Origin of the sequence: Haloarcula japonica DSM 6131 (assembly GCF_000336635.1) — an archaeon.
Taxonomy (GTDB): Archaea; Halobacteriota; Halobacteria; order Halobacteriales; family Haloarculaceae; genus Haloarcula; species Haloarcula japonica.
This window is the reverse complement of record NZ_AOLY01000045.1, coordinates 1-23,078: the sequence shown is the minus strand read 5'-3', so window position 1 is coordinate 23,078 and position 23,078 is coordinate 1. Positions and strand designations below refer to the sequence as shown.

Sequence of the window (23,078 nt, the reverse complement as noted above, 5' to 3'; positions counted from 1 at the left end):
TAGAATGCATACGGATACTGTGCCCTCCGCGCTAGTGGATTTCTCTATTTTCTTGGGAAGTTACATACATAGAAAATTTGTATATTTTGAAGCACACTCTCTATTTATACTATTCCACAAGCAGATCGTTGCTGAAACACACATTGTAGAGAGGCAACTGAAAAAATCGAATTTAGTTCTGTGTATGATTATAGTATAATAGTGTGTTCGAAACATCAGATTACAGTGGTGATTCACAAAATCACGTAAATATGATAGTAGCACTATTTTACAAATACACCCTCTGTTCAACCCTGGTAGTCTATTACAAAAGCACACGCTAAGGGTGTATATTTATCGCAAGACATATCTACACTATGTGTACACTGACCGTCAAAAACTATTACTGAGCAGGCCGGAACAACTGAACAATGGCTGCTGACTCCGGTTGCAAAGTAGACGCGGTTATCGACAAGTACGGGTTGGCATCGGCAGACCCAGTCTACGACTCCCTTGACGATGGCCTACTCGCACGCTGGACGGGCGCTGATGACCGAACCGAAATGGGGTATCGGTCGTTGACAGCGTGGTTCAACAAACGACTCCTCAAACAGGTTTACACCGAACACGGTCGTGAATCGCTTGATACCCGTATAAACAGTGACTACGAGACGTTGCGTGGAGACGACGATTTACGACGGGACGAACTCATCGAGCGACTGCAAGCTACGGGTATCCCGGGAGCATCGCTTCACGACGATATGGTGTCGTGGGGAACGATGCGAACGCACCTCAACGACTGTTTAGACGGTCAAAAAGAGCCCAGAAAGGCGACAACTAACTGGGAACAGGAGAGCGTAGCAACGGCCAAAACGGTCGTCGAACGGAAGGCCGAAACGGCACTGTCCTCGCTCGCGAAGAAAGGTGATCTCGACGGCGGTGACACCGCGGAGATCGAGGCTCAGATACAACTCGGATGCCCAGACTGTCCAACCCGCGTTCCGTTCGCTGTCGCACTCGAGCGTGGGTACGTCTGCAAGCAACATCGGAGCGCGGATCTGTCAGCACACAACTCATGAGCTGGAACATCGAAATCGAACGAATCGCAGGTATAATTGACGGAACAGCGACGATAGAGCCGGGACTGAACGTCGTCCGTGGTTCGAACTGGCAAGGGAAATCGAGCTTCATCGAATCCATCAAGACGGCCCTTGGCACCTCTACTGAACTGACAGAAGGGGCAGACAGCGGTGCGGTGCATCTCGAAACGCCAACTGATGCCTGCGACGTGACGCTCACCCGTGAGAACGGTACCGTGGTCCGACACGGTGAGCCGTATCTTAATGACGAGTACGACGTGATCCGCGCTGAACTGTTCGCGTGTTTGGACGAGCGGAACGAAGTCCGTCGCGCTGTCAGGACGGGAGAGAATCTTGAGAACGTATTGTTGCGGCCGCTCGACTTCCAGAACATCGACTCACAGATCGAGACGTTACAGCGGGAGCGAGAACAGATCGAAACGGAACTCACGCAGGCGCGTGAGGCGAAAAAGCGGATCCCCAGCGTACAAGAGAAAGTGACACGGCTGGAAAACGAGATCGAAGACCTGCGGGCCAAACGCGAGACTATCGACAGTGAGGCAGGAAGCGACGACAGTTCTGAGTCGGTCCGCCGGCAACTCAGCCAAGCACGGACTGAACAGAACCAGGCGAAAAACCGCGTCGAACGACTTGAGCAAAGTATTGAACGGACGGAACAGCGTCTCTCGGAACGTCAAGACGCTCTCGATGCTCTCGAAATCCCGGAGTACGATGATGTTGAAGACAAACTCTCAGAGGCACGAGAGACGCTCTCGCAGGTGGAGCGGGACGCAGAGGTACTCCAGTCCGTGTACTCGGCCACTGAGATGGTACTCAGCGAGGACCGACTTGACTTGCTTACCGAAGTCGAGCGTGATATCGATGGAGACACCGTTGCCTGTTGGACCTGCGGCAGTGAGACGACACGAACAGATTTGGCCGACCAACTGGGCGCACTCGGCAGCGAACTCACGACACTTCGGGCTCAGAAGGAAACCTACCGGGATACCGTCGAGGAATTGGAAACACAGCGCGAGGAAATCAGTCAGGCTCGCCGGCGTAAGGCCGATCTAGAGGAAGACATCACTGAGCTGGAGGCGACGCTGGCTGACCGGAAACAGAGCCTCGACGCAGCTAGAAACAGGCTCGAACAGGCCCAGACGGACGTGGAACAACTTTCCGACCGCGTTGATGCGGCCGTGGCGGAGCTGTCGGATGTCGAAAGTGAGATCAAGTACCGCGAAGCTGAACTCGAAGACACCGCCGATGAACTGGCACAACTCGAAACGAGAGCGGCCCGCGTCGATACCCTCGAAACCGACCTCGAATCCGTCCGTGACGACCTCGCGGAACTCCGAAACCGGAAAGACCGAATCAAGCGTGAGGCACGGGAGGCGTTCGACACCGCGATGCAGGACATCCTCTCCCGATTCGGGACGGGGTTCGAAACGGCTCGACTCACCGCTGACTTCGATATTGTGGTCGCCCGCGACGGTCGGGAAGCGAGCTTAGATGCCCTCAGCGAAGGGGAACTCGAACTCATCGGCTTTGTGGCAGCGCTGGCCGGCCGCCAGTCGTTCGATGTTGGCGACGCTGTCCCGCTCTTGCTCGTCGACGGCCTGGGCGGCCTTGACGACGATAATCTCCACACCCTGATCGAGTACCTGCAGCATGGAACGGAGTATCTGGTGTTTACTGCGTACCCGGAATACACGGCGTTCGACGGACGCGAGATCGACCCAACCCGGTGGACTGTTGCGAACGAGAAAGAAGCCTCGGCTGACTGACCCCAACTCAAACCGGAGCCCCATTACTGCCGACGACACCTTTGCCTGATGCAGACCTCTGTTGTCTGCGAACAGAGGCTCTAGGTGTAAGTTCAATTTTAGGACGATTAAACAAAGATACTATTAGCTATTGGAAGTATAACAAACCAAATGGCGACCATTCGGGTGAAAGACTGGACAAAAAACAAACTGAGGGACATACGGGACGCGGAGTCACATTCTTCGTACGATTCGGTTATCAAAACACTACTCAAAGACCGGAAACTCGCGAAATACTCGGACGACACCTCCAATACCGCGACCGGCGAGTCCGTTCAGTCACAGGACACCGACATCGACAAGATGTTCGACGATCTGACTGTGCTGGCGGAACTGACTGGTAGCCACGACGACGTGTTGTTCCTGTGGTGTCCGAACTGCGGGAACGAACTCGTCCACCTCACGGTCGAGCAACCGCTTAGTTGCTCCGTGTTTGAGATGGAGTGCCAGCAGTGTCTAACGCATCTCGACAGCCAGGCCATCGTCGCTATCGAACTGAAGTATCCAATCGAACAGAAGATGACCGAGGGACAGTTCCAGCCGGATCTCAAAGCCTGCGTGAGAGACTACTGGGACCGGACACTGCGGGCAGCGGCTAACGACACTCTCGATACGGATGCCCCTGTCGACCGTCTCGTGTGGCAGTTCGATCAGTATCACAAGCAGTTCGGCTGGGACTGGCCGACTGATGTCCCGGCTGTCAGCATTGTCCCTGGCGTCACGTATCGCAACACCGTGACTGACGAGCGAATCAAAGTCGTCGAAGCTGTCACTGAGAACCGGAACGCGATGGATGCGTACACAATCAGACGTTACACTGCAGACGACGACGTTGTCCCGGACCAGTTAGACAGCAGTGCGGTCGTCGACCGGCTTGTCAACCGGGAACTTGTCGTCACCGAGCAGGCCGTAGGAACGACCAAACCCACGACGTGATGAAGCACGATGCTAACCGTCTTGGCTTATTGCTGGTGAACGTGGTCTGCTGTAAAATGGCTGATGGACTAACTAGAACTCCGGATGTAATTTTGGATAACTATGGATAATGTATAAGGTGTATCGAGGCTACCGCAGACACTCATGACGTTTGTCGACAACGGTTATACGACACCAGTGACCTACGTTATAGTATGATTAGGCTGGTTGGATGCATGCGTTTCGGTAGTCGCATCTCCGAGTGTGCCTTGGGTAGCGAGGGAGGGGAGAATTCGTGAGTAAAGCGACGCACCCTCACACGCTCAAACTCCCGCGTGAGGAACACGGATTGGCGACGTCGAAGGCAGCGACCAGACGGATACAGGGAATCCTTCCGGTGTTCCTGGAGAACAAGATCATGGAGGCGGAGGCTAATGGACTGGTCGTTCAGCTCGACGGAAGCATCGAATCGACAGTTGCGGCGGCACTGGCTGTCGACGGCATCGGGGCCGACTACGTGACTGGACTGGTGATGCCGGTACAGCTAAGCGACGAGGGGCCTGCTCGGACGGCTGAAACCGTTGCGTCGCTACTTGACATCGACTGTCACCGACTCCACCTGCAGCCAGTACTCACGGCGTTCCAGCGAGTCGTCGGTGAGACCGGTGAACCGACCGACGACCTCGTGGCGATGCAAAACGCCCGCGAACGCTTCCGGATGGCGTGTAAGTACTACGTCGCAAACACCAGGAACGAACTCGTCGTCGGGACGGTGTCTAGAACTGACCGGCTGCTGGGCTCCGTTGCGAAACACGGCGAGAACGGTGTTGACCTGTCACTTTTTGGCGACCTCTATAGAACTGAGATCGAGGCCCTGGCTGATGCACTTGCGGTCCCATCTGACCTCCTCGACCAGCACCCACATCCAGTGGCGCACACCGGTGCAACCGATGTGGCGGAACTGGGCATAGACCAACAAGACCTCGACAGCATCCTCCACTTCGCGATTGATAGAGGCTATTCCGCGTCGGCGGTAGCGGAAAAAGTCGGTGTTGGCGAATCTGTCGTTGAGCGTACGGTTCAGTGGTGTGCCAGTACGCGTCACAAGCGACACACGCCACCAAAGCCATCGATGGATAACTGACACTGTCTGTGGCGTCTTTCGCCACCCGGGGGCTCGCAAACCTCTCCCAAGAGAGCCGGCCAACAGCACGAGCCAAACGTGGTATTTCTGTGAGCAAAGCAATTAACAGCCATACTCTGTGATTCTCACACCCATGCAGGCCGACCCCCAGGAGATAATCGACATCGGCGACAGGCTACTCTCGGAGTACCCCGAACTGTTTACTGAGAAGTACGAGACAAACACTCGTCTCGTTCAGCGACTTGCCGGCGTGGATTCGTTTCGTACCCAAACACGACTCACCAGATACATCACCCGTGAAAAACGGACTCGGAACAGTTTGCAAGGATGAGGCTACTGCGAAGCACACGCGCCACACGGAGTGCCACACGTCTGTGGCCGGATTGTTTGCACTCCGTGGCCGTCCCGATATGAGGACCTTCTTTATGTAGAGACCGTCTTGCAGGACGTATGCTACTCACTGGGACTGTCGTTGCGGCTTCTGAGACCGTCCTGCAGGACGGGGCGGTCGTCGTCTCCGGGGACCGTATCGAGGCTGTGGGTTCCCGGGCCGATCTCGAAGCGCAGTATGCCGATCACGAACACCAGTCCTACGACGTGCTGTTGCCGGGACTCGTCGGCGGCCATATCCATTCCGTACAGAGTCTCGGCCGTGGTATCGCCGACGACACGGAATTGCTCGATTGGCTATTCGACTACATTCTGCCGATGGAAGCCTCATTGACCGCCGAAGAGATGGAGGTCGCGGCGAAACTGGGCTATCTGGAGATGATCGAAAGCGGGACGACGACCTGTATCGACCACCTCTCGGTCGCACACGCGGACCGCGCCTTCGAAGCGGCGGGCGAGATCGGCATCCGCGGCGTGCTCGGGAAGGTGCTGATGGACCAGCGCTCGCCGGACGGCTTGCTGGAGGACACGCAGGCCGCACTGGACGAGTCCGAGCGGCTGATTCAACAGTATCACGGTGCCTACAACGACCGGATCCGGTACGCTGTCACGCCCCGGTTTGCCGTCTCCTGTAGTGAAGCCTGCCTCCGGGGGGCGCGCGAACTCGCGGACAAATACGACGGCGTCCGCATCCACACCCACGCCAGTGAGAACCAGAGCGAAATCGAGACGGTGAAAGAAGACACCGGCATGCGAAACATCCACTGGCTCGACGAGGTGGGTCTCACCGGCGAGGATGTCGTCCTCGCCCACTGCGTCTGGACCGACGAGAGCGAGCGCGAAGTCCTCGCAGAGACGGGGACCCACGTCACCCACTGCCCGTCCTCGAACATGAAACTCGCCAGCGGTATCGCACCGATCTGGGACTACCGCGACCGCGGCATCAACGTCGCTATCGGCAACGACGGACCGCCCTGTAACAACACCCTCGACGCCTTCACCGAGATGCGACAGGCGAGCCTTCTCCAGAAGGTCGACCAGCTGGACCCGACGGTGACGCCGGCGGCCGAAATCTTCGAGATGGCGACGCGCAACGGCGCGAAAGCCGCCGGTTTCGAGAAACTCGGCGCGATTCGGGAGGGGTGGCGCGCTGACATCGTCGGCCTCGATACGGACCGCACGCGGGCGACGCCGCTGCACGACGTGCTCTCCCATTTGGTGTTTGCGGCCCACGGCGACGACGTCCGCTTCACGATGGTTGATGGGAACGTCCTCATGGAACACGGCGAGGTAACCACTATCGACGCCGACGCCGTCCGCTCTCGGGCCTCGACGATGGGGCTGGAGATGGACCTCGAAGATGCGCGCAAGTCCGCACAGGAACAAAAGCCCTGACGGACCTGTCGTTTCTCGCCCGATGGTCAGCCGAGCCGCGTCCGCAACCGAGAGCCGAGCCAGTCGCTCGTGACGACCAGCGCAAACACGGCGAGGATAGCTGTCGAGAGTTTCCCGTACTGCAACCGCTGAATGGTGATGACGAGATAGTACCCGACGCCGCCCGCACCCACGAACCCGAAAATGGCGGCCGACCGAATAGTACACTCCCAGCGGTACAGCGTGTACGAGGCGATTGTAGGCGTCACCTGCGGGACCATCCCGTGACAGACTGCCTGCAGACGTGTCGCGCCGCTCCCGGCAACCGCCTCTATCGTCATCGGGTCCGTGTCTTCAAGGAAGTCGGCGTACAGCTTTCCCAAGACACCGGCGTTGTGAACCGCCAGCGCGAGCACACCCGCAAACGGGCCGAGGCCGATAGCGGTAACGAACAGGAACCCCCAGACGATGCCGGGAACGGAGCGCAGGAAGCTGAGCACGGTTCGGCTGGTGTGATAGAGCCCGCGTCCGACGGCGATACGGCCGGCTGAGGCGTTCCTGTACAGCGGGCCGCGGTGGGTGACGGTGGCGGCACTGGTCAGACCGAGTGGGACGGCGAGCGCGACGGCGAGCGTGGTTCCGACAACGCTGATGGCCAGGGTTTCGACGACAGCCCACAGCAGGCCCTCACGAAGGCTTCGTCCCAGCAGGTATTCACGGCCAGTCTCCGGCGGCACGCCCTCGGCGACGAACGCGACCATCTGCTCGCGCGCTCCAGCGGTGAACAGGGCCAGCGGGTCTACTTCGGCGATCCACGCCGCGGCCGCCAGGATGACACAGCCGCCGAGTAGTGTCGTGAGTTGGCGTTTCGATGGTCCGGAGGAAGCACGCTGGGTAGCGTCTGAACCGCCATATCTCTCAGACATACCGCGGAACCGGAGCCTCACTCTCTTTCTCCGTCCCTGTTCCCTCGGCGTCGGTATCGGGCGTGGATGCGCCCGCTGCAAAGAGGGAATCCAGTTGATCGTCGGTCACCGCCGGCGCGGGCGTATCGAACCTGACCAGGCCGTCAGCCATGCCGACGATCCGGTCGAAGTGCTTCAGTGCCAGGTCAACGTCGTGGAGGACGGTGATCAGCAGCTCCCCGTTGAGGGCGGCGTCGAGCACGTCGATAACGTTCCGGCGGGAGCTGGGGTCAAGATTCGCTGTCGGCTCGTCGGCCAACACGACCGCGGTATCCTGCATGAGGGCCCGTGCGAAGGCGACCCGCTGGCGTTCGCCAGCGCTCAACGATTTCACGGGGACATCGGCCCGTTCGACCAGCCCGACGGCACCGAGTCGTTCGAGGGCTGGCTCTGGGTGCCGGGGAAGCAGTGGCTCGATGAAGCCACGGAGCCAGGACAGGGCTCCGATGCGCCCAGTGAGGACGTTCGACAGTGCCGTCCGCCGGTCCACGAGCGTCTCTCCCTGATACGCAAGCGTCGTGGTCGAACCCGTAACACTGCTCCCGTTGAACGTCACCGCTCCTGCATCGGGCCGTAATGCGCCGGCTGCCAGCCTGAGAAGCGTGGTCTTGCCGGCTCCTGAGGGCCCGATGACGGCGACCCGTTCACCGGCATTCAGGCTGAGCGAGACATCCCGCACCGCAACTTTCCCGCCGAACCCCTTGGTGACACCATCGAAAAGGAGCCCGTGGCCTGTCTGTTTCCCCTCTGGACGCGCTGCGTGCTCGTTTTTCACCCGTCGTCTCCCTGTTCGATGCCAGCCATCTCGACGGCCGTTTCCAGCGATGTGAACGCGTCGTGGCTCACCTCGACGTACTGGTCGACGGCCTGCTGGTCGAGAATATCCGTTCGCCCTTTCGAGTCGAGGGTCGTAAACGCCGTCTGAACAGCGTCCGCCGTCGTCGCCTCCAGCGACGGGGCGACGGCCCACGGGTAATCCGGGAAACCGGGAGTCCGCCATAGCTCTCGCACCCCTTCAACGGCGTCGTCTGCGAGTAGTCTGTCATAGATGCGGGCGTTCAGCGCCCCGACGACACCGTTGGTCTGACCGACTGTCTCCGCCGTTGCGTCGTGGGCACCGACGTGTGTGACCTGTTCGAACGCGTGGGTATGTAGATTGTACTCCGTCTGCAGGTGGTACGTCGGCATCACGGTTCCGCTGGTCGAGAGCGGGTCGCCGAACACCAGTTCGGTCTCGCTTGCGGCTTCGACCATGTCCGTCATCTCTGTCAGGTCACTGTCTGACGGGGCGATGAACGCGGAGTGCCACTCCGTCTGTCCGTTCCGTGACCCGACGACGACTGGCTTTGCATCCGCTCGACGATGGGCCAGAATGTACGACACACCGCCGTAGTAGGCGATGTCGACCTGTCCCGCCCCCATTGCCTGGACCATCCCGGCGTAGTCAGCCGCTGTACGTAACTCGGTCTCGACGTCGAGTTCTGTCGCCAGATACGTCGCGAGTTCGGTGTTCTGTTCGATGGCGGTATCCGGGTCCACGTCGGGCACGACGCCGACCGTCAGCGTCGGTGCCGCCGTCCCTCCGAGACAGCCCGACAGCGAAAGCGCTGCCGCTGTACCCAGAAATTCACGCCTCGTGGGTCGCATGACGCTGTGATGCGAGTCGCCGGTCTTGAAAGTTGCGTGCGCCACATCCCGGCTATGTGGCCCACAACAGCAGTGCGTGTCTGTCTGTCTCAATCGCTCGTCGCGATAGCTTCGATTTCGACGCCGACACCCTTTGGCAGATTTGCGACCTCGACTGCGCTTCGGGCCGGTGGCGCTTCGTCGAAGAAGCTGGCATACGTATCGTTCATAGCCTCGAAATCGCCGATATCGTCGAGAAAGACGGTCACCTTCAGCACGTCACTCATCTCCAGTCCCTCGGCTGCCAGTACCGCTTCGACGTTCGATAGCGCCTGTTCCGCCTGCGTCGCTATCGGTTCGTCGTCCAGCAGATCGCCGTCGGACGTCATCGGAATCTGGCCCGCGGTGAACACGAGCGATCCGTCTGTCGTTGCCTGACTGTACGCGCCGACCGCATCGGGGGCATCGGTCGTGCTGATGGTCCGTTTCATCAGTCGAATGTTCCACCATCACCATCTTAAATTCACAGGCCGTCGCGGCGGTCCGCGAATTCGGCGAGGTTAGCCTCGGTGTCGATATCCCAGTGGACTCCAGGGTCCCCAACTTCAACGAACGCTGTTTTCTCGGCGGTCTCGATAATCTCTCGCCCGCCGCGGTCGCCGGAGACCGAGGCGAGTGCATCGAAGTGGCACCTGTCGAAAAGCACCGGATTTCCCCGCGTCGCCTCGTACTCAGGAACGACAATAGTTGCCGTTCCTGTCCGGTACGTTTCGAGAAGCTCCTCGACGGTTTCGGCGCGTACGAACGGCATATCGCCAAGCAGGAACAGGGTGGCGTCCCAGTCGGCCGAATGGGCGAACTCGACGCCGTGTCGAACTGACGTACTCTGGCCGGCCGCGTAATCGTCGTTATGGCGAAACGAAAGAGATAGGCCGTCCAGCGCCTCAGCCACGGCCACGTTTTCGTATCCGAGGACAGCGACAACGTCCGATAGCGATGACTCACAGGCGGTTTCGGCCACCTGTCGGACGACCGCCTCCCCGTCGATAGTCGCCAGCAGTTTGTTACCCGACTCGTACCGTGCGCTCCTCCCAGCGGCGAGGATGACGCCGCCGACTCTACTCCGGTGCTGGCTGTTCATGATTGCCCTCGTCTCGTAACAATACCAGTTGTTTCCCCGGATTCAGTCATCGCGCCCTTCCTCCTTTATATCCGCCGCTGAGACCACTTCACAGACATCTGACTCGAACGACGTAATGACGCCCCGAGAACACCGCTCTGTCTGTGAAAGTGCGTGTGCGAGTACGTCTGTAGCGATACGACGCTGTGGTTCGGTATCCGCTTTGTTGACTAACGGTATCACAGAGGCCTCGGCTGGCGCGTTTCGGAGGCCACCGTCGGGATGTGTGAGCACTGTTCCGACAGCCGCCGCGGTGATCGTGTCGCCAATATCGATGTCGGTGATATCCGTTACCCGCTCCGGTCGATGAACCACGTCCGTCGTCAGCACTTCACTGACGGCGGCGACCGAAGCGACCGGGACGACGTGGGTCGCGGTACTCGGGACGACTGGTTCCCCATCGCCAGGCGCTTTGAACTCCCGTCTGCGTGCCCCGTCAGCCTTGACGAGCAGCCAGTCGAACAGTCCGGCCTCGGATAGCTGGTCCACCACACTCGCCTCGAACCCGCGAACCTTCCGGTCGACTCGCGCCGGATCGGCTACCTCCTCGCGAGCGAGGGCAATCGGCGGGTCATGTGCTTCGAGGTCGGTTCGCCACTCTTCTGGGCCTGTGAGCGTCAGGGGCAGGTGGGGCGGTGGCGGCATCGCTGTCGTCGTCGTGTAGCCCACGTCGTACCCCTCGTCGGTTCCTTCGCCCGTCAGCTGTCCCATCGCGGTTTTCTTCCCGCCGGCCCCGACAAAGGCGATAGCAGCGCTGGAACCTAAGTCCAGCGCAGCAGCCAGATGCATACGGTCGCTCCACAGGACGCACAAAAATAGCTTGCCGGGACAACGACGTGTGGCGGCGATAGCGTTTTTGTGACCTAGTGACACACGTACCGGTATGGCCCGCGTAGACGTTCGTGGTGAAATCTGTCCCCGGCCGGCGCTCATTGTCCGCCAGGCGCTTTCTGACCTCGACACCGGCGAGACGCTCGTCGTCCGTGGTGATTACCCACCGGCCGAGGAGAACCTCCGTCGGATGTGTACGACCCACGGCATCGATGTGACGACCGCGGAGACCGCTGGCGAGTCCGGCGAGTTCGAACTCGAACTCCGGGTGACCGAGATGGCGTCGCTATCGGAGGCCTGAGTGTGGGAACCGACGGTGACGACGAAACGACGCGCCTGACGGAGTACACGGAACTCCACGGCTGTTCCTGCAAAGTCGGTCAGAGCGACCTCGATTCGCTGCTCGCTGACGCCGGCCTCACCGGTGAGAACGACGCGTTGCTGTTCGGCATCGGCGAGGACGCCGCTGGGCGAAAACTTACCGACGACCTCGCGCTGGTTTCGACGGTGGATTTCTTCACGCCCATCGTCGACGATCCGTACGATTTCGGCCGTATCGCCGCCTGTAACGCCGCCAGCGATGCGTTCGCCACGGGCGCGGTCGAGAACGTTGACTGTCTGGTCGTCCTCGGCCTACCACGAGAACTAACCGAGAGCGCAGCGCCGATTCTCGCCGGCATGGCCGACGCGCTGGACGCAATGGACGGCGTTATCGCCGGTGGCCACACCATCATGAGCCCGTGGCCGTTCGCCGGAGGAGCTATCTCAGCGATAGCACGCCCCGAAGCTCTGCTCACCTCGCAGGGTGCCAGCCCTGGCGACCGGCTCTACCTGACCAAACCGCTCGGGACACAGCCGGCTATGGGTGCGACCCGCGTGACCGACGACCAGTTCGTCGAGACGGTCACCGATGCTACTGACCGCCCACTCGACCAAATCGAGTCGGATGCCATCGAGTGGATGACGACCCCGAACCGGGACGCTGCGCTCGCTTGTCGCGAATACGCGACCGCGGCGACCGACATTACCGGCTTCGGCCTCGTCGGACAGAGCCGCGTGGTGGCCGACCGCTCGACCGTCGGTATCGAACTGACACACCTCCCGGTCATCGCAGGAACACCCGCCCTCTCGGCACTATTCGGATACGGGCTGACTGTGGGTGAGAGCGCGGAGACCAGCGGCGGCCTGTTCGTCTCCGTCCCACCGACTGCGACTGACGCCGTCGAATCGGCGCTCGACGACGCCGACGTGTTCTATCGAGCTGTCGGCCGTGTTACGGCCGGACGCGGCGTCTCGCTTGTGGACCCGACTATTGAAGAAGTCAGCCGCTAACGTCGATTAGGAGCCTTCTACCGCAGCCGGAGTACTGCCTCCAGCACGCCACCGCCGAGACACAGCGCTTTGTCGGAGATCTTCGTTGGGTCGACAGACTCACCACGGGGGTCGACATCGCCGAGTTTGGTACCCTCGCTGACACCGAGGCCGCCGTGAACTAGGCCGCGAACCAGCCCGTCTATCTCGGTTTCGACCGGCTGGTCGCCGACAGTGCCGACAACGTCGCCGGCTGTGACACTATCGCCGATGGCGACTGTCGGTGTCCACTCACCATCGGCCGGGGCACGAAGCACCCGCTCGTGGGTGTAGCCGCGACGCTCGCCGGGTTCGCCGTCGTACTCGCTCGCTGCCCCCTCGTAGAGAACGCGGCCGAGCTCGTGCCCGCGGTCAGTCTCGACGACAGCGTCCACGTCTTCGCCGGCCTCGAAACCGGGCCCCATCCCGACTACTACGTCGGCGTCCCCCCGGCGCGTGCCGGTGTCGAACGCCCCCTTCGCCATGATCGCGTCGACGAGGATCGCGGCGTCGAGGTCGTCAGCAACAGCTGCCTCTGGGTCGACGAGTACCGGAACGACATCGTCGGCGAGTAGTTCGAGCGCCTCGTCGATGTCCGCTGCTGCTCGGCCCGTGACTCCCTCGACCGTCACCTCGTCTTCGTACAGTGAAGACCCGAAAGCGACTGCCCGCCGGACCACTGTTGGCTGTTCTACTTCGGTGACGATGACTGGGAAGTCGGCCTGCTGGAGGCGATAGACAACGCCGCTTCCGAGGTCGCCGCCGCCGCGGACGATGACCAAGTCATCGAGGTCCAGCCGTGTCGCCCGCTCACCGGTGGCGTCGTGACGGTCCATGGTGACCTCGGACAGAATCGAGAGCGCGACGACGGCCGGCCCGCTCCCGCCGAGGTCGAGCCCGACGGGCGTCCGGACTCGGCTGAGTTCCCGATGCCCATAGCCTGATTTGGCGAGTGAGTCGAGGACATGGTCGGCTTTCGTCTCGCTGGCGACGAGTCCGACGTAGCCAGCCTCGCCGTCTAGCGCCGCAGCGACAGCGTCTTGGTCGAACGTCCCGCTTCGCGTTGCGACGGCCACGGCAGTCTCGGTTCCCATCTCCAAATCACTGAGCACATCGCCGTAGTCACCGTGAATCACGTCCGTCTCGTCGGGGAACTTCGCCGGGTCGGCGTATGCTTCGCGGTCGTCGACCACGGTGACGGCGTAGCCCAGCCGCTCCGCCAGCGGGGCCAGCTCGACGCTGATGTGGCCGCCCCCGGCGATGTAGAGTCGTGCTTGCCCGCGAACGCGGTCGATGAACACGTCCATTTCGCCGCCACAGACCATGCCCGTGTTGCCGCCGCGTTCGAGTTCGTACGTCCGGACGCCGGGGTCGTCAGCCCCGGCGAGCACCGACCGGGCGTCCTGTACGGCGAGATGCTCGACCGTGCCACCGCCAATAGTTCCATGCTCCTCGTCGCTTGTGACGACCATTTTGTCTCCTACGTCCCGCGGCGCACTACCGTCCTTGCGGACGATAGTCAGGAGCGCCGCCGGCTCTCCCTGGGCAGCCAGTTCGTCGAGTCGTTCGAACAGGCTCATACGAAGCTCCTGACCTCCTGCTCGACGATGGTTTCGACCACGTCGTGGTAGGATATCCGGTCGATATCCGGCGGTAGCGAGACACCACGCACGTCCACGTCTCTCGCGACTGCTGAGACGGGTGCGTCGATATCCGGTGTGAGGTAGACGCCGTCCTGAATCAGGACGACGTGTGCCTCGGGGTCCCCGGCGGCAGTACGCAGTCCGATTTCTGCCATCGGTTTGTCGATGAGATACAGCATTGTCAGAAATCCAGTGTCTTATCGGCGTTGCGGATGCGGGCGGTGACGCGGTCGTCCGACCAGACCATCACGTCGTCGGCGATTTCGGTCTCGTCAACGCCGCGCTCGGCCATCGCCGCCTCGTCCGCGACCATCTGTCCGTCCTGTTCCTCAAGGTCGGCGACGTGCCCGGTCATATTGAGTGCCTCGCGGTCGACGGCCTCCCGAGCGCCGTACACGCCGTCTTGGGTGAATATCACGGTCACGTCGTGCATGTCGAAACCGGCCGCGATGCCACGGGCCGCTCGCAGCCCCTCTGGGATGTGGACTCGGCCGTACGGCGCGCGGGTGAGCAGTACGACGACATCTCGTTTCATAGCGAGACCACCCGGTCGGCCTCGCCGATGATGTCCGCAAGGTCCGGGAGCAGCCCGACTTCGACGCCTTCGGGGTAGTCGGCTGATGCGTCGATCCCGCGTGCGTCGACACAGAGCCCACAGCAGATGACTTCTGCCCCGTCCGCGATGAGTTCCTGGAACTTCTCGGTCGGCATCTCGTCGTACAGCCCGCTGTCCGAACAGCCGGGTAGGGTCTGGTCCGCAACGGGGACGAGCGCGCCATCGAGGTAGTGGAAGTAGCTCACCTCGTGGCCCTGATCCAGCGCCGCCCGTCCCAGCTCGTAGGCGGTACGCCACCGTTCGCTGTCGAAGGGACCGCCTGTCAGCAGAAACCCGATGTACGCCATACTGTCGGGATTTTCCCGAACAGCTCTTAATAGTTTGCTCGACACAACGGAAAAACACTCCGTGTGTGATATTAACCGGGACAAAACTGCCCGAAACAAACCTATCCTTCGTCAGCAGACTGCTCGTCAAGTGCCGTCTTCAGGTCCTCCGCGGTGAACGGCAACTCGGTCAGCCGAACGCCGACGGCGTCGCGGATGGCGTTCGAGAGCGCCGGCGGCACGCCGTTCGTCGGAAGTTCCGCGATAGACTTCGCGCCGAACGGACCCGTGGGTTCGTGTGTTTCGACCAGAATTGTCTCCATTTCGGGGTGGTCCGTCGTCCGCGGCATCCCGTACTGGCGAAAGCCCAGGACCTCCGGGTTCCCGTCCTCATCGAAGGTGAGGTCGCCGCTCGTGGCGTATTCGAGGCTCATGTGCTCGCCGCCCTCTATCTGGCCTTCGACCAGCGCGGGATTTATCGCGACGCCGCAGTCGGCCGCAAACACCAGCTTGTTGAGTTCGTACTCGCCGGTCTCCGTATCGACAGTCACGTCGACGAACTGCGCGCCGTAGGGCGGCGGGCTCTCGTCGGTCGAGTGGTTGCCGTCCCCGAGGATGTGTTCGCGCTTGTCGTCGCCGTACGTGGCCTCATAGCCGATTTCCTCCAGCGATACACAGTTGCCGGTCCGCTCGCTGTACACGTCGCCGTCGCCGGTGTCGAGCGCTTCCGGCGGTTCGTCGAGCAGTTTTGACCCCCACTCCAGTAGCCGCTCTTTGGCATCCTCGGCGGCCTTCTTTACCGCGCGACCGCTGATGTACGTTGTCGAGGAGGCGTATGCGCCGTAGTCGAACGGCGTCAGATCGGTGTCGGCGGCGATGACGACGATATCTTCGGGAGTGCAGCCCAGCACCTCGGCGGCGATCTGGGAGAACATCGTGTCCGCGCCCGTCCCGGTGTCGACGCCGCCGACCTGTAGGTGGAAGCTCCCGTCCTCGTTCATCTGTACCTGTGCCGCGCCGAGTTCCTTCCCCGCGACACCACTTCCCTGGGCAATGAGCGCCATTCCGACCCCGCGCTTGCGGTGGTCTTTATCGGGCTGTTCGGGGTCGTCGTAGCCGATGGCTTCTTTCCCGCGTTCGACGCATTCGCGGATGCCACACGAGCGAATCGTCCGGGTGAACCGGTCACCGTCTTTCAGAATCGCGACGCTCCGGTCGAGATCGCCCTCGCGGACCGCGTTCTGCAGGCGGAACTCGATTGGGTCGAGGTCGAGGCGGCGGGCAACCTCGTCCATGTGTGCTTCAACGGCGAAATGTCCCTGTGGTGCGCCGTACCCCCGCATGGCCGCCCCCATCGGGAGATTCGTGTGTACCACATCTCCCGAAAAGCGGACGTTCGGGACGCGGGGGTAGAGCGGGAGCGGCTTCGTTCCGACGTTGTTCGCGACGGTCATGCCGTGGGTGCCGTAGGCCCCCGAGTTCGACAGCGTGTAGAGGTCCATCGCCTCGATGTCGCCGTCGTCCGTCACTACGGTCTGCATCTGCATCCGCATCGGGTGGCGAAAGCGAAGCGCGGTGAACTCTTCCTGGCGGCTCATCTCCAGTTTGACCGGCCGGTCGGCCGCCAGATGCAGTGCGAACGTTATCGGCTCGATTGCCATCTCCTGTTTCGACCCGAACCCAGCGCCGATTCGCGGTTTCTTCACCCGCACGTCGCGGATGGGCACGTCGAACAGGTGCGCTATCTGGCGGCGGGTGTGAAAGGGGACCTGCGTCGCCGTGATGAACGTGTGACGGTCGTCCTCGTCGGTGTAGGCGATGGTCGTGTGTGGTTCCGGGACGCAGTGGGACTGGTACGGCGTTTCCCACTCCGTCTGGATGACGTGTCGCTCCTCGTCGTCGCTCGCCTGTTCAAATTCCGCGTCCACGTCACCGAGTTCCCCCTCGAAGTGTGATTCGAGGTTTCGGCTGTAGTCTGCGCCTGACTGCTTGTTTTCTACGTCATCAGCCTCGAACAGTTGTGGCGCGTCCTCGTCGAAGGCCTCCTCGGGATCAAACACAGCGTCGAGTTCCCGGTACTTGACCTCGACTTTCCGTGCAGCACGGTCGGCTGTCTCCGCGTCGTCGGCTGCGACAGCGGCGACCGGGTCACCGACGAAGCGGACGTGTTCGCGCAACACCTTCAGATCCCACGGGCTCGGCTCGGGGTAAGACTGGCCTGAACTGGAGTACAGTTTGTCCGGAACCACGTCGTCGAACGGCGTGATGACGGCGTCGACGCCATCCATCACCTCGGCTGCGCTCGTGTCGACCGATTCGACGTAGCCGTGGGCGATATCGCTGCGAACGACCCTTCCGTGGGCGAGGTCCGGAAACCGGTCACGGTAATCCGCCGTGTAGCGGGCTTGCCCGGTCACGATTTTCCGTGCGTCGTCTTTCTCCTCGTCCACGGTAATGGCGTCGCGCTCGGATACGGGTTTCCGGTCGGGTTCGCGTGCCGCGCCCGTCGCTGACTCCTCGTCGGCTTCGGCTGGGTCCGCTTCATCTATCTCTGTACTGTCGGGCCGTCTGTCCATCTCCCGTACCCGGTCGGAATCGCTCACTGATCGCCCTCCATGCAGCCGCAGTCGGTGCGTGAACACTCGGTTACAGTGGCGGCCCCACCGTCGCTATCGACTGTTTGTCCACCGTCGGCGGCGACCGCTGTCCCGCTGTCCATCCGCTCGGCGGCATCAAGCACCGCTTCGACGATTTTCTTGTAACCGGTACACCGACAGAGGTTGTCCGACAGGGCTTCTCGGACCTCCTGTTCGCTCGGGTCCGGATTCTCCACCAGTAGCGCCGTCGAGCGCATAATCATCCCCGGAATACAAAACCCACACTGCAGCGCGGTGTTGTCGACGAATGCCTGTTGCACCGGATGCAGGTCGTTCTGTGTGCCCAGACCTTCGATTGTTTCGACGGATGCGTCCCGTGCTTTCGTCACTGGTTTGACGCAGGATTTCACTGGCTCGCCGTCGACATGTACCGTACAGAAGCCGCACGCGCCGGTGTCACACCCCCGCTTCGCGCCGGTGTACCCGTTCCGTCGAAGGACGTCGAGAAGCGAATCGGACTTCGACGCTTCGACCGTCTGTTCCACACCGTTTATTTCCAGTTCGATTTCCATATGGCTCATCAGCTCGCTGGCTATGTCAGGCACGTGACGAACAGAACGGTAAATAGCTATCGCGGGTGAGTGCCGTCACAAACCGCGACAAACACCGTGTGTCTTCTATCTGTCCTTCAGCTGACTGAGTCGGTCAGGCTGACTCGCGGTCGGTGTCGCCGGTAATGTACTCGGAACTTCGTCTCGTCACCGTAGCTGTGAACTCCGGGGCCACCCGCCCCTGTGGATTCGCTACCGCATCGTGTTTGACCGTGGCGAGTACCCAGGGCGAACAGTACGATTCTCTGTCCGGGTTGCCACCGGCTATCCAACTGTCTCCGATAGCGATGTTATCCTGGAGGTCACTGAGTGTCAGTCCGGCACAGATGTACTCCTCACCGCTGAACGGCAGTGCGTCTGCAGTAAGGACCAGCCACGGGCGGGGATTGTTTCCCCGGTTGTACGGGTCCGGGGCCCAGAACACGTCGCCGGAACTGTACCGACCGTTACTCATCGGTGTCACGCGGGTCGACCGCGTGCTCCTGCCAGTCTTCGTAGGACGGTGTCTCACCGTCAGCCTCACGTGCGACGATGGCGGCAGTGGCGTGGGCCGTGGCGGTATTGACGCTTGCCTCGTGATCACTGATGCGCCAGTAGTTCCCACGGTGGTCGACTCGTCCCCGTTCACGCAGTCGGACGAGTGTTGGGCCGACAGAGCCTTTCTTCACACCGGTTTCAGCAGCGATTTCGCTCCGGGTAAACGCCTTCTCGGGGTTGTCACGGAGGAACGCGAGAATCGCTCCTGCGTTTGTCTCCGGAGAGGGCGTGTCGCCGTCGTCCGGGATATCCTCGAACCGGTCCGCGCTGATTGGCATACCCAAGTGTTAGGTACTGAGTATATTAAACATACTGTTATACTGAACATACTGGTTGTACCGACCAGCTACTGTAGTTCATACTTTTGAACAAATAAATCAACAGGTGGCTTCGGTAGTCTCAACTGCGGACAAAAAACGACCGAACTGAAGGACTTTCTCAGTCCTTGCGCTCGTCAACCTTCGCCTTGATTTTCTCGGCGGTAATCGGCATCTCCCGGATACGGACGCCGACGGCGTCCCGGACGGCATTTGACAGTGCCGGCGGGACCGTGTTGGTCGGGACTTCGGCGACCGATTTCGCGCCGAAGGGACCGGTCGGTTCGTGGGTCTCGACCAGAATCGACTCGATGGGTGGCGTCTCGGTCGCCGACGGCAGTCCGTACTCGTCGAAATCAGCTATCTCTGCCCGTCCCTCGTCATCCAGCGTGATCCCCTCGCTGACAGCCATCTCGTAGCTCATGTGGTTCGCGCCCTCGATCTGGCCCTCGGCCATACCGGGGTTGATGACGACGCCGCAGTCGACCGCGACGACCAGCTTGTGTACCTCGAACTCGCCGGTGGTCTCGTCGACCGTCACGTCGGCGAACTGCGCGGCGAACGGCGGGGGACTCTCCTCGGTACAATGGGTGCCCTTCCCCAAGATGTGCTCGCGCTCGTCGTCGCCGTACGCGGCCTCGTAGCCGATGTCTTCCAGCGTGACCGAATCGCCGCTGCCCTCGCTGTACACCGTTCCGTCGCCGGTTTCCAGTTCTTCGACTGGTTCGTCGAGCAGTTTCGCTCCCCAGTCGAGAATCCGCGCTTTCGCGCCCTCTGCGGCCTTCTTGACGGCCATCCCGCTGATGTAGGTCGTCGAGGAGGCGTACGCGCCGTAGTCGAACGGCGTCACGTCCGTATCGGAGGATTTGACGATTATGTCGTCCTCGTCACAGCCCAGTACCTCGGCGGCGATCTGGAGGAACGCCGTGTCAGCCCCCGTTCCGATGTCGACGCCACCGACCTGCAGGTGGAAGCTCCCGTCCTCGTTCATCATTATCTGAGCGGCCCCGAGTTCGTCGCCTGCGACGCCGGTCCCCTGTGCGGACAGCGCCATCCCGATGCCGCGGTGCAGGTGGTCTTCGTCGGGCTGTTCGAGGTCATCGTAGCCGATAGCGTCCTTTCCGCGCTCGATGCACTCGTCGAGGCCACACGAGCGGATACGACGGTTCGCTCCCTCGCCGCCCATCATCCCCGCGATCTCGTCGAGGTCGCCGACCTCCATGTGATGTCGCCGTCGGAACTCGATAGGGTCGAGACCGATGTCACGGGCGACCTCGTCGAGATGGCCTTCCAGCGCGAGCGTGCCCTGTGGCGCGCCGTAGCCCCGCATCGCCCCGGTCTGGGGCGTGTTCGTATGGACGATATCGGCCTCGAAGCGGGCGTTGGGAACTTTCGAGTACAGCGGCATCGGCTTGCTGCCGACGTTGCCCGCGACGGTCATGCCGTGGCTGCCGTACGCGCCGGTGTTCGACAGGGCGTACAGGTCAATGGCCTCGATATCACCATCGGCGGTCACGGCCGTCTTCGCTTTGACCTTCATCGGATGGCGCGAACGCATCGCGTAGAACTCCTCTTCGCGGCTGGCTTCGTACAAGACCGGGCGGTCGGTCGCAAGCGACAGCGCGAGCGGAATCGGCTCGACGACCATCGCCTGTTTCCCGCCGAAACCGCCGCCGACCCGCGGCTTCGTCACCCGGATGTCCCGAATGGGAATGTCGAACAGGTGGGCGAGTTGGCGACGCGTGTGGTTAGGCACCTGTGTACTGGTGATGAGGACGTGGCGGTCGTCCTCGTTTGTGTAGGCCAGTGAGGTGTGTTTCTCGACGTTGGCGTGGGACTGGCGGATCGTCTCCCACTCGGTTTCGTGTACGTGGGTGTCGCCGTCGAGCGCTGCATCCACGTCGCCGAGTTCGCCCCCGATGTGGGCCATCCGGTTCCGGCCGTAGTCGTGGCCGACGATCTCGTTCTCGACCTCGCTGTCCTCGAACAACTGCGGCGCGTCCTCGTCGAAGGCGTCCTCCGGGTCGGTGACGTAGTCGTACTCCTCGTAGGCCACCTCGATAGCCTCGACGGCGGCGGTCGCCGTCGCCCGGTCTTCGGCTGCGACGGCGGCAATCGGGTCGCCGATGTAGCGGACGTGCTCGTTCAGTACGTGCATGTCCCACGGACTCGGCTCGGGATAGGACTGTCCGGCGCTGGTGTATTTCGTGTCCGGCACTGCGTCGGATTCGGGTGTCAGGACCGCGTCGACGCCGTCGATTGCCTCGGCAGCGCTCGTGTCGATATCGGTCACCCGGCCGTGTGGGATGTCGCTTCGGACGACTGCCGCGTACGCGAGGTCGGGATACCGCTCCTCGTAGTCGGCGGTGTACTTCGCCTGCCCGGTCACGAGCTTTCTGTCGTCGTACTTCTCCGTCCGGTGGGAGACGCTGTCGCGCTCGTCCGGGGCCTTACTGTTGTTCTCTGGCTCGTCCCATTCGAGCGGGTGTTCCTCGGAACGCTTGTCTTCGACAGTCTCTGACTGCGAGGCCGTGCCGCCGTCGGCTTTGGCTGTCTCGTCGTCGTTACTCATCGCAGCCACCTCCACAGCAACTGGTCGACTCAGCTCCGCGCAGCGGCGCACTGACCGCCTGGCCGCCGTCCGCGGCAACCGACTGCTCTCCCTGCATCCGGCCCGCCGCGTCCAGAACGGCTTCGACCGGCTTCTGATAGCCGGTGCAGCGACAGACGTTGTCGTCTAGCGCCTCCCGAACCTCTCGCTCGGTCGGGTCGGGGTTCGAATCCAGCAGAGCTACCGCCTGGATTACCATTCCCGGAATGCAGAACCCGCACTGGACGGCGAAGTTGTCGACGAACGCCTGCTGGACTGGATGCAAGTCGTCCTGTGCCCCGAGCGCCGCAACGGTCTGTATCTCACTCCCGTTGGCATCCGTCGCGGCCATCCCGCAGGCCATGTGCACCTCGCCGTCGACGAATACCTTCGACGCGCCGCAGGTCCCGCCGTCGCAGCCACATTTCACGTCGATGTAGCCGTGCTGTCTCAATACCGTCGCCAGGTCATCTGTCGACCCGGCTTCGACTGTCGTCCGCTCGCCATTGATCGTGAGTTCGATATCCACAGCGTTCCCTCCAGTATTCGGCATGCGCTACGCACACACGCCTCTTAGTGAACAACTGTACAGCACTCTCTCATATATGTATGCTTCACAGGTGTCTGGTCGCAATGTTGCCAGCGAAAGTCACGGGCATGCCCCACCACAGGACAATCGGCTGACACAGCTACGACAAACGTAGCGGTTGATGTGTGGCGTGTGCCACATCTGTGACAGCTACTCCCTGCGAACGGACCTGGTCACTCGGCGGCCTTCGCTTGCACGGCGTTCAGCAGTACCGCAGTCCCGGTGACGATGTCGTCCCACTCGGTGAACTCGCTCTCGCGGTGGCTGATCCCGTCGACGCTCGGGACGAAAATCATGCTCGTCGGGGCTATCTTGTTGAGGTAGTTCGCGTCGTGGCCTGCGCCGCTGACCAGCCGTGTGTACTCACAGCCGACCGTCTCGGCGGCCTCGACAACCGTGTCGATACAGTTCTGATCGAACGGGTCTGCGTCGACCCGCATTATTTCCTCTATCTCGTATTCAAGGCCTTCGCGCTCGGCCGCGTGGGCAACCTCTTCCCTGATTTGTTCGACAGCCGCGTCGACCACGGCATCGTCGTACGAGCGGAAGTCGAGCGTGAACTCCACCGTTTCGGGGATGACGTTGATGGCGTTCGGCCACACGTCGACACTGCCGACCGTCCCGACGAGGTCCGTTCCTTCGGTCGCTGTGAT

25 protein-coding genes are annotated in these 23,078 nt (G+C 61.5%); 8 read left to right on the top strand and 17 right to left on the bottom strand.

Annotation, left to right across the window (positions count from 1 at the left end):
- The first annotated feature begins 410 nt into the window (after positions 1–410).
- From rdfA to C444_RS20005, 6 genes are all read left to right on the top strand, one after another.
- Positions 411–1,058 carry a rod-determining factor RdfA gene (rdfA, locus tag C444_RS20030; RefSeq protein WP_004594929.1) on the top strand — a complete coding sequence of 216 codons (648 nt, stop codon included), beginning with the start codon at positions 411–413 and terminating at the stop codon, positions 1,056–1,058.
- Positions 1,055–2,845, top strand: coding sequence for an archaea-specific SMC-related protein (locus C444_RS20025; RefSeq protein WP_004594928.1), 1,791 nt, complete (start codon positions 1,055–1,057; stop codon positions 2,843–2,845). The genes rdfA and C444_RS20025 overlap by 4 nt, the downstream gene beginning before the upstream one ends.
- A gap of 150 nt (positions 2,846–2,995) precedes the next feature.
- Positions 2,996–3,820 (top strand): hypothetical protein, encoded by an 825-nt coding sequence (locus C444_RS20020; RefSeq protein WP_004594927.1) that lies wholly within the window; start codon positions 2,996–2,998, stop codon positions 3,818–3,820.
- Between the two features lie 274 nt (positions 3,821–4,094).
- On the top strand, positions 4,095–4,943 hold the full coding sequence (gene nadE, locus C444_RS20015; protein ID WP_049909662.1) for an NAD(+) synthase: 849 nt from the start codon (positions 4,095–4,097) through the stop codon (positions 4,941–4,943).
- A 133-nt stretch (positions 4,944–5,076) separates the two neighbouring features.
- Complete coding sequence (locus tag C444_RS23170; RefSeq protein WP_004594925.1) at positions 5,077–5,274, top strand: hypothetical protein; 198 nt, start codon at positions 5,077–5,079, stop codon at positions 5,272–5,274.
- A gap of 119 nt (positions 5,275–5,393) precedes the next feature.
- Entirely contained in the window at positions 5,394–6,728 is a 1,335-nt protein-coding gene (locus C444_RS20005; protein WP_004594924.1) for a 5'-deoxyadenosine deaminase, read from the top strand.
- 26 nt (positions 6,729–6,754) lie between these two features.
- On the opposite strand, the gene phnE is transcribed toward C444_RS20005, so the two are convergent.
- From phnE to yqeC, 6 genes are all read right to left on the bottom strand, one after another.
- Entirely contained in the window at positions 6,755–7,633 is an 879-nt protein-coding gene (gene phnE / locus C444_RS20000; RefSeq protein ID WP_004594923.1) for a phosphonate ABC transporter, permease protein PhnE, read from the bottom strand.
- Positions 7,626–8,447, bottom strand: coding sequence for a phosphonate ABC transporter ATP-binding protein (locus C444_RS19995; RefSeq protein ID WP_004594922.1), 822 nt, complete (start codon positions 8,445–8,447; stop codon positions 7,626–7,628). The genes phnE and C444_RS19995 overlap by 8 nt, the downstream gene beginning before the upstream one ends.
- Positions 8,444–9,319, bottom strand: coding sequence for a phosphate/phosphite/phosphonate ABC transporter substrate-binding protein (phnD, locus tag C444_RS19990; protein ID WP_004594921.1), 876 nt, complete (start codon positions 9,317–9,319; stop codon positions 8,444–8,446). Before phnD ends, C444_RS19995 begins: the two co-directional genes overlap by 4 nt.
- 89 nt (positions 9,320–9,408) lie before the next feature.
- Complete coding sequence (locus C444_RS19985; protein ID WP_004594920.1) at positions 9,409–9,789, bottom strand: Rid family detoxifying hydrolase; 381 nt, start codon at positions 9,787–9,789, stop codon at positions 9,409–9,411.
- A gap of 32 nt (positions 9,790–9,821) precedes the next feature.
- On the bottom strand, positions 9,822–10,439 hold the full coding sequence (locus C444_RS19980; RefSeq protein WP_004594919.1) for a nucleotidyltransferase family protein: 618 nt from the start codon (positions 10,437–10,439) through the stop codon (positions 9,822–9,824).
- 42 nt (positions 10,440–10,481) lie between these two features.
- Positions 10,482–11,267: a selenium cofactor biosynthesis protein YqeC gene (gene yqeC, locus C444_RS19975; RefSeq protein ID WP_004594918.1), complete on the bottom strand. Its 786-nt coding sequence runs from the start codon at positions 11,265–11,267 to the stop codon at positions 10,482–10,484.
- 94 nt (positions 11,268–11,361) lie between these two features.
- Between yqeC and C444_RS19970 the strand changes: the two genes are divergently transcribed.
- Together C444_RS19970 and selD are read left to right on the top strand one after the other, a co-directional pair.
- Entirely contained in the window at positions 11,362–11,610 is a 249-nt protein-coding gene (locus C444_RS19970) for a sulfurtransferase TusA family protein (protein WP_004594917.1), read from the top strand.
- 2 nt (positions 11,611–11,612) lie between these two features.
- Positions 11,613–12,641 (top strand): selenide, water dikinase SelD, encoded by a 1,029-nt coding sequence (gene selD, locus C444_RS19965; protein ID WP_004594916.1) that lies wholly within the window; start codon positions 11,613–11,615, stop codon positions 12,639–12,641.
- A 17-nt stretch (positions 12,642–12,658) separates the two neighbouring features.
- Here selD and yqeB read toward each other — a convergent pair whose 3' ends face one another.
- The 11 genes from yqeB to C444_RS19910 form a co-directional block, all read right to left on the bottom strand.
- The gene (yqeB, locus tag C444_RS19960) at positions 12,659–14,239 is read right to left on the bottom strand and encodes a selenium-dependent molybdenum cofactor biosynthesis protein YqeB (protein WP_004594915.1); all 1,581 of its coding nucleotides are present in this window, start codon (positions 14,237–14,239) and stop codon (positions 12,659–12,661) included.
- Entirely contained in the window at positions 14,236–14,481 is a 246-nt protein-coding gene (locus C444_RS19955; RefSeq protein ID WP_004594914.1) for a DsrH/TusB family sulfur metabolism protein, read from the bottom strand. The genes yqeB and C444_RS19955 overlap by 4 nt, the downstream gene beginning before the upstream one ends.
- A gap of 2 nt (positions 14,482–14,483) precedes the next feature.
- Positions 14,484–14,837, bottom strand: a complete 354-nt coding sequence (locus tag C444_RS19950; RefSeq protein ID WP_004594913.1) for a DsrE family protein — start codon at positions 14,835–14,837, stop codon at positions 14,484–14,486.
- On the bottom strand, positions 14,834–15,205 hold the full coding sequence (locus C444_RS19945) for a DsrE/DsrF/TusD sulfur relay family protein (RefSeq protein ID WP_004594912.1): 372 nt from the start codon (positions 15,203–15,205) through the stop codon (positions 14,834–14,836). The genes C444_RS19950 and C444_RS19945 overlap by 4 nt, the downstream gene beginning before the upstream one ends.
- Before the next feature lie 101 nt (positions 15,206–15,306).
- The gene (locus C444_RS19940; RefSeq protein WP_049909661.1) at positions 15,307–17,787 is read right to left on the bottom strand and encodes a xanthine dehydrogenase family protein molybdopterin-binding subunit; all 2,481 of its coding nucleotides are present in this window, start codon (positions 17,785–17,787) and stop codon (positions 15,307–15,309) included.
- Complete coding sequence (locus tag C444_RS19935; protein WP_004594910.1) at positions 17,784–18,353, bottom strand: (2Fe-2S)-binding protein; 570 nt, start codon at positions 18,351–18,353, stop codon at positions 17,784–17,786. The genes C444_RS19940 and C444_RS19935 overlap by 4 nt, the downstream gene beginning before the upstream one ends.
- A gap of 133 nt (positions 18,354–18,486) precedes the next feature.
- On the bottom strand, positions 18,487–18,846 hold the full coding sequence (locus tag C444_RS19930) for a hypothetical protein (RefSeq protein WP_004594909.1): 360 nt from the start codon (positions 18,844–18,846) through the stop codon (positions 18,487–18,489).
- Entirely contained in the window at positions 18,839–19,207 is a 369-nt protein-coding gene (locus tag C444_RS19925; protein ID WP_004594908.1) for a helix-turn-helix domain-containing protein, read from the bottom strand. Before C444_RS19925 ends, C444_RS19930 begins: the two co-directional genes overlap by 8 nt.
- Before the next feature lie 160 nt (positions 19,208–19,367).
- Complete coding sequence (locus C444_RS19920) at positions 19,368–21,818, bottom strand: xanthine dehydrogenase family protein molybdopterin-binding subunit (RefSeq protein WP_004594907.1); 2,451 nt, start codon at positions 21,816–21,818, stop codon at positions 19,368–19,370.
- Positions 21,811–22,389 (bottom strand): (2Fe-2S)-binding protein, encoded by a 579-nt coding sequence (locus C444_RS19915; RefSeq protein WP_004594906.1) that lies wholly within the window; start codon positions 22,387–22,389, stop codon positions 21,811–21,813. Before C444_RS19915 ends, C444_RS19920 begins: the two co-directional genes overlap by 8 nt.
- Positions 22,390–22,598: 209 nt before the next feature.
- On the bottom strand, positions 22,599–23,078 hold a 480-nt coding region (locus C444_RS19910), incomplete at its 5' end, for a M20/M25/M40 family metallo-hydrolase (RefSeq protein ID WP_004594905.1).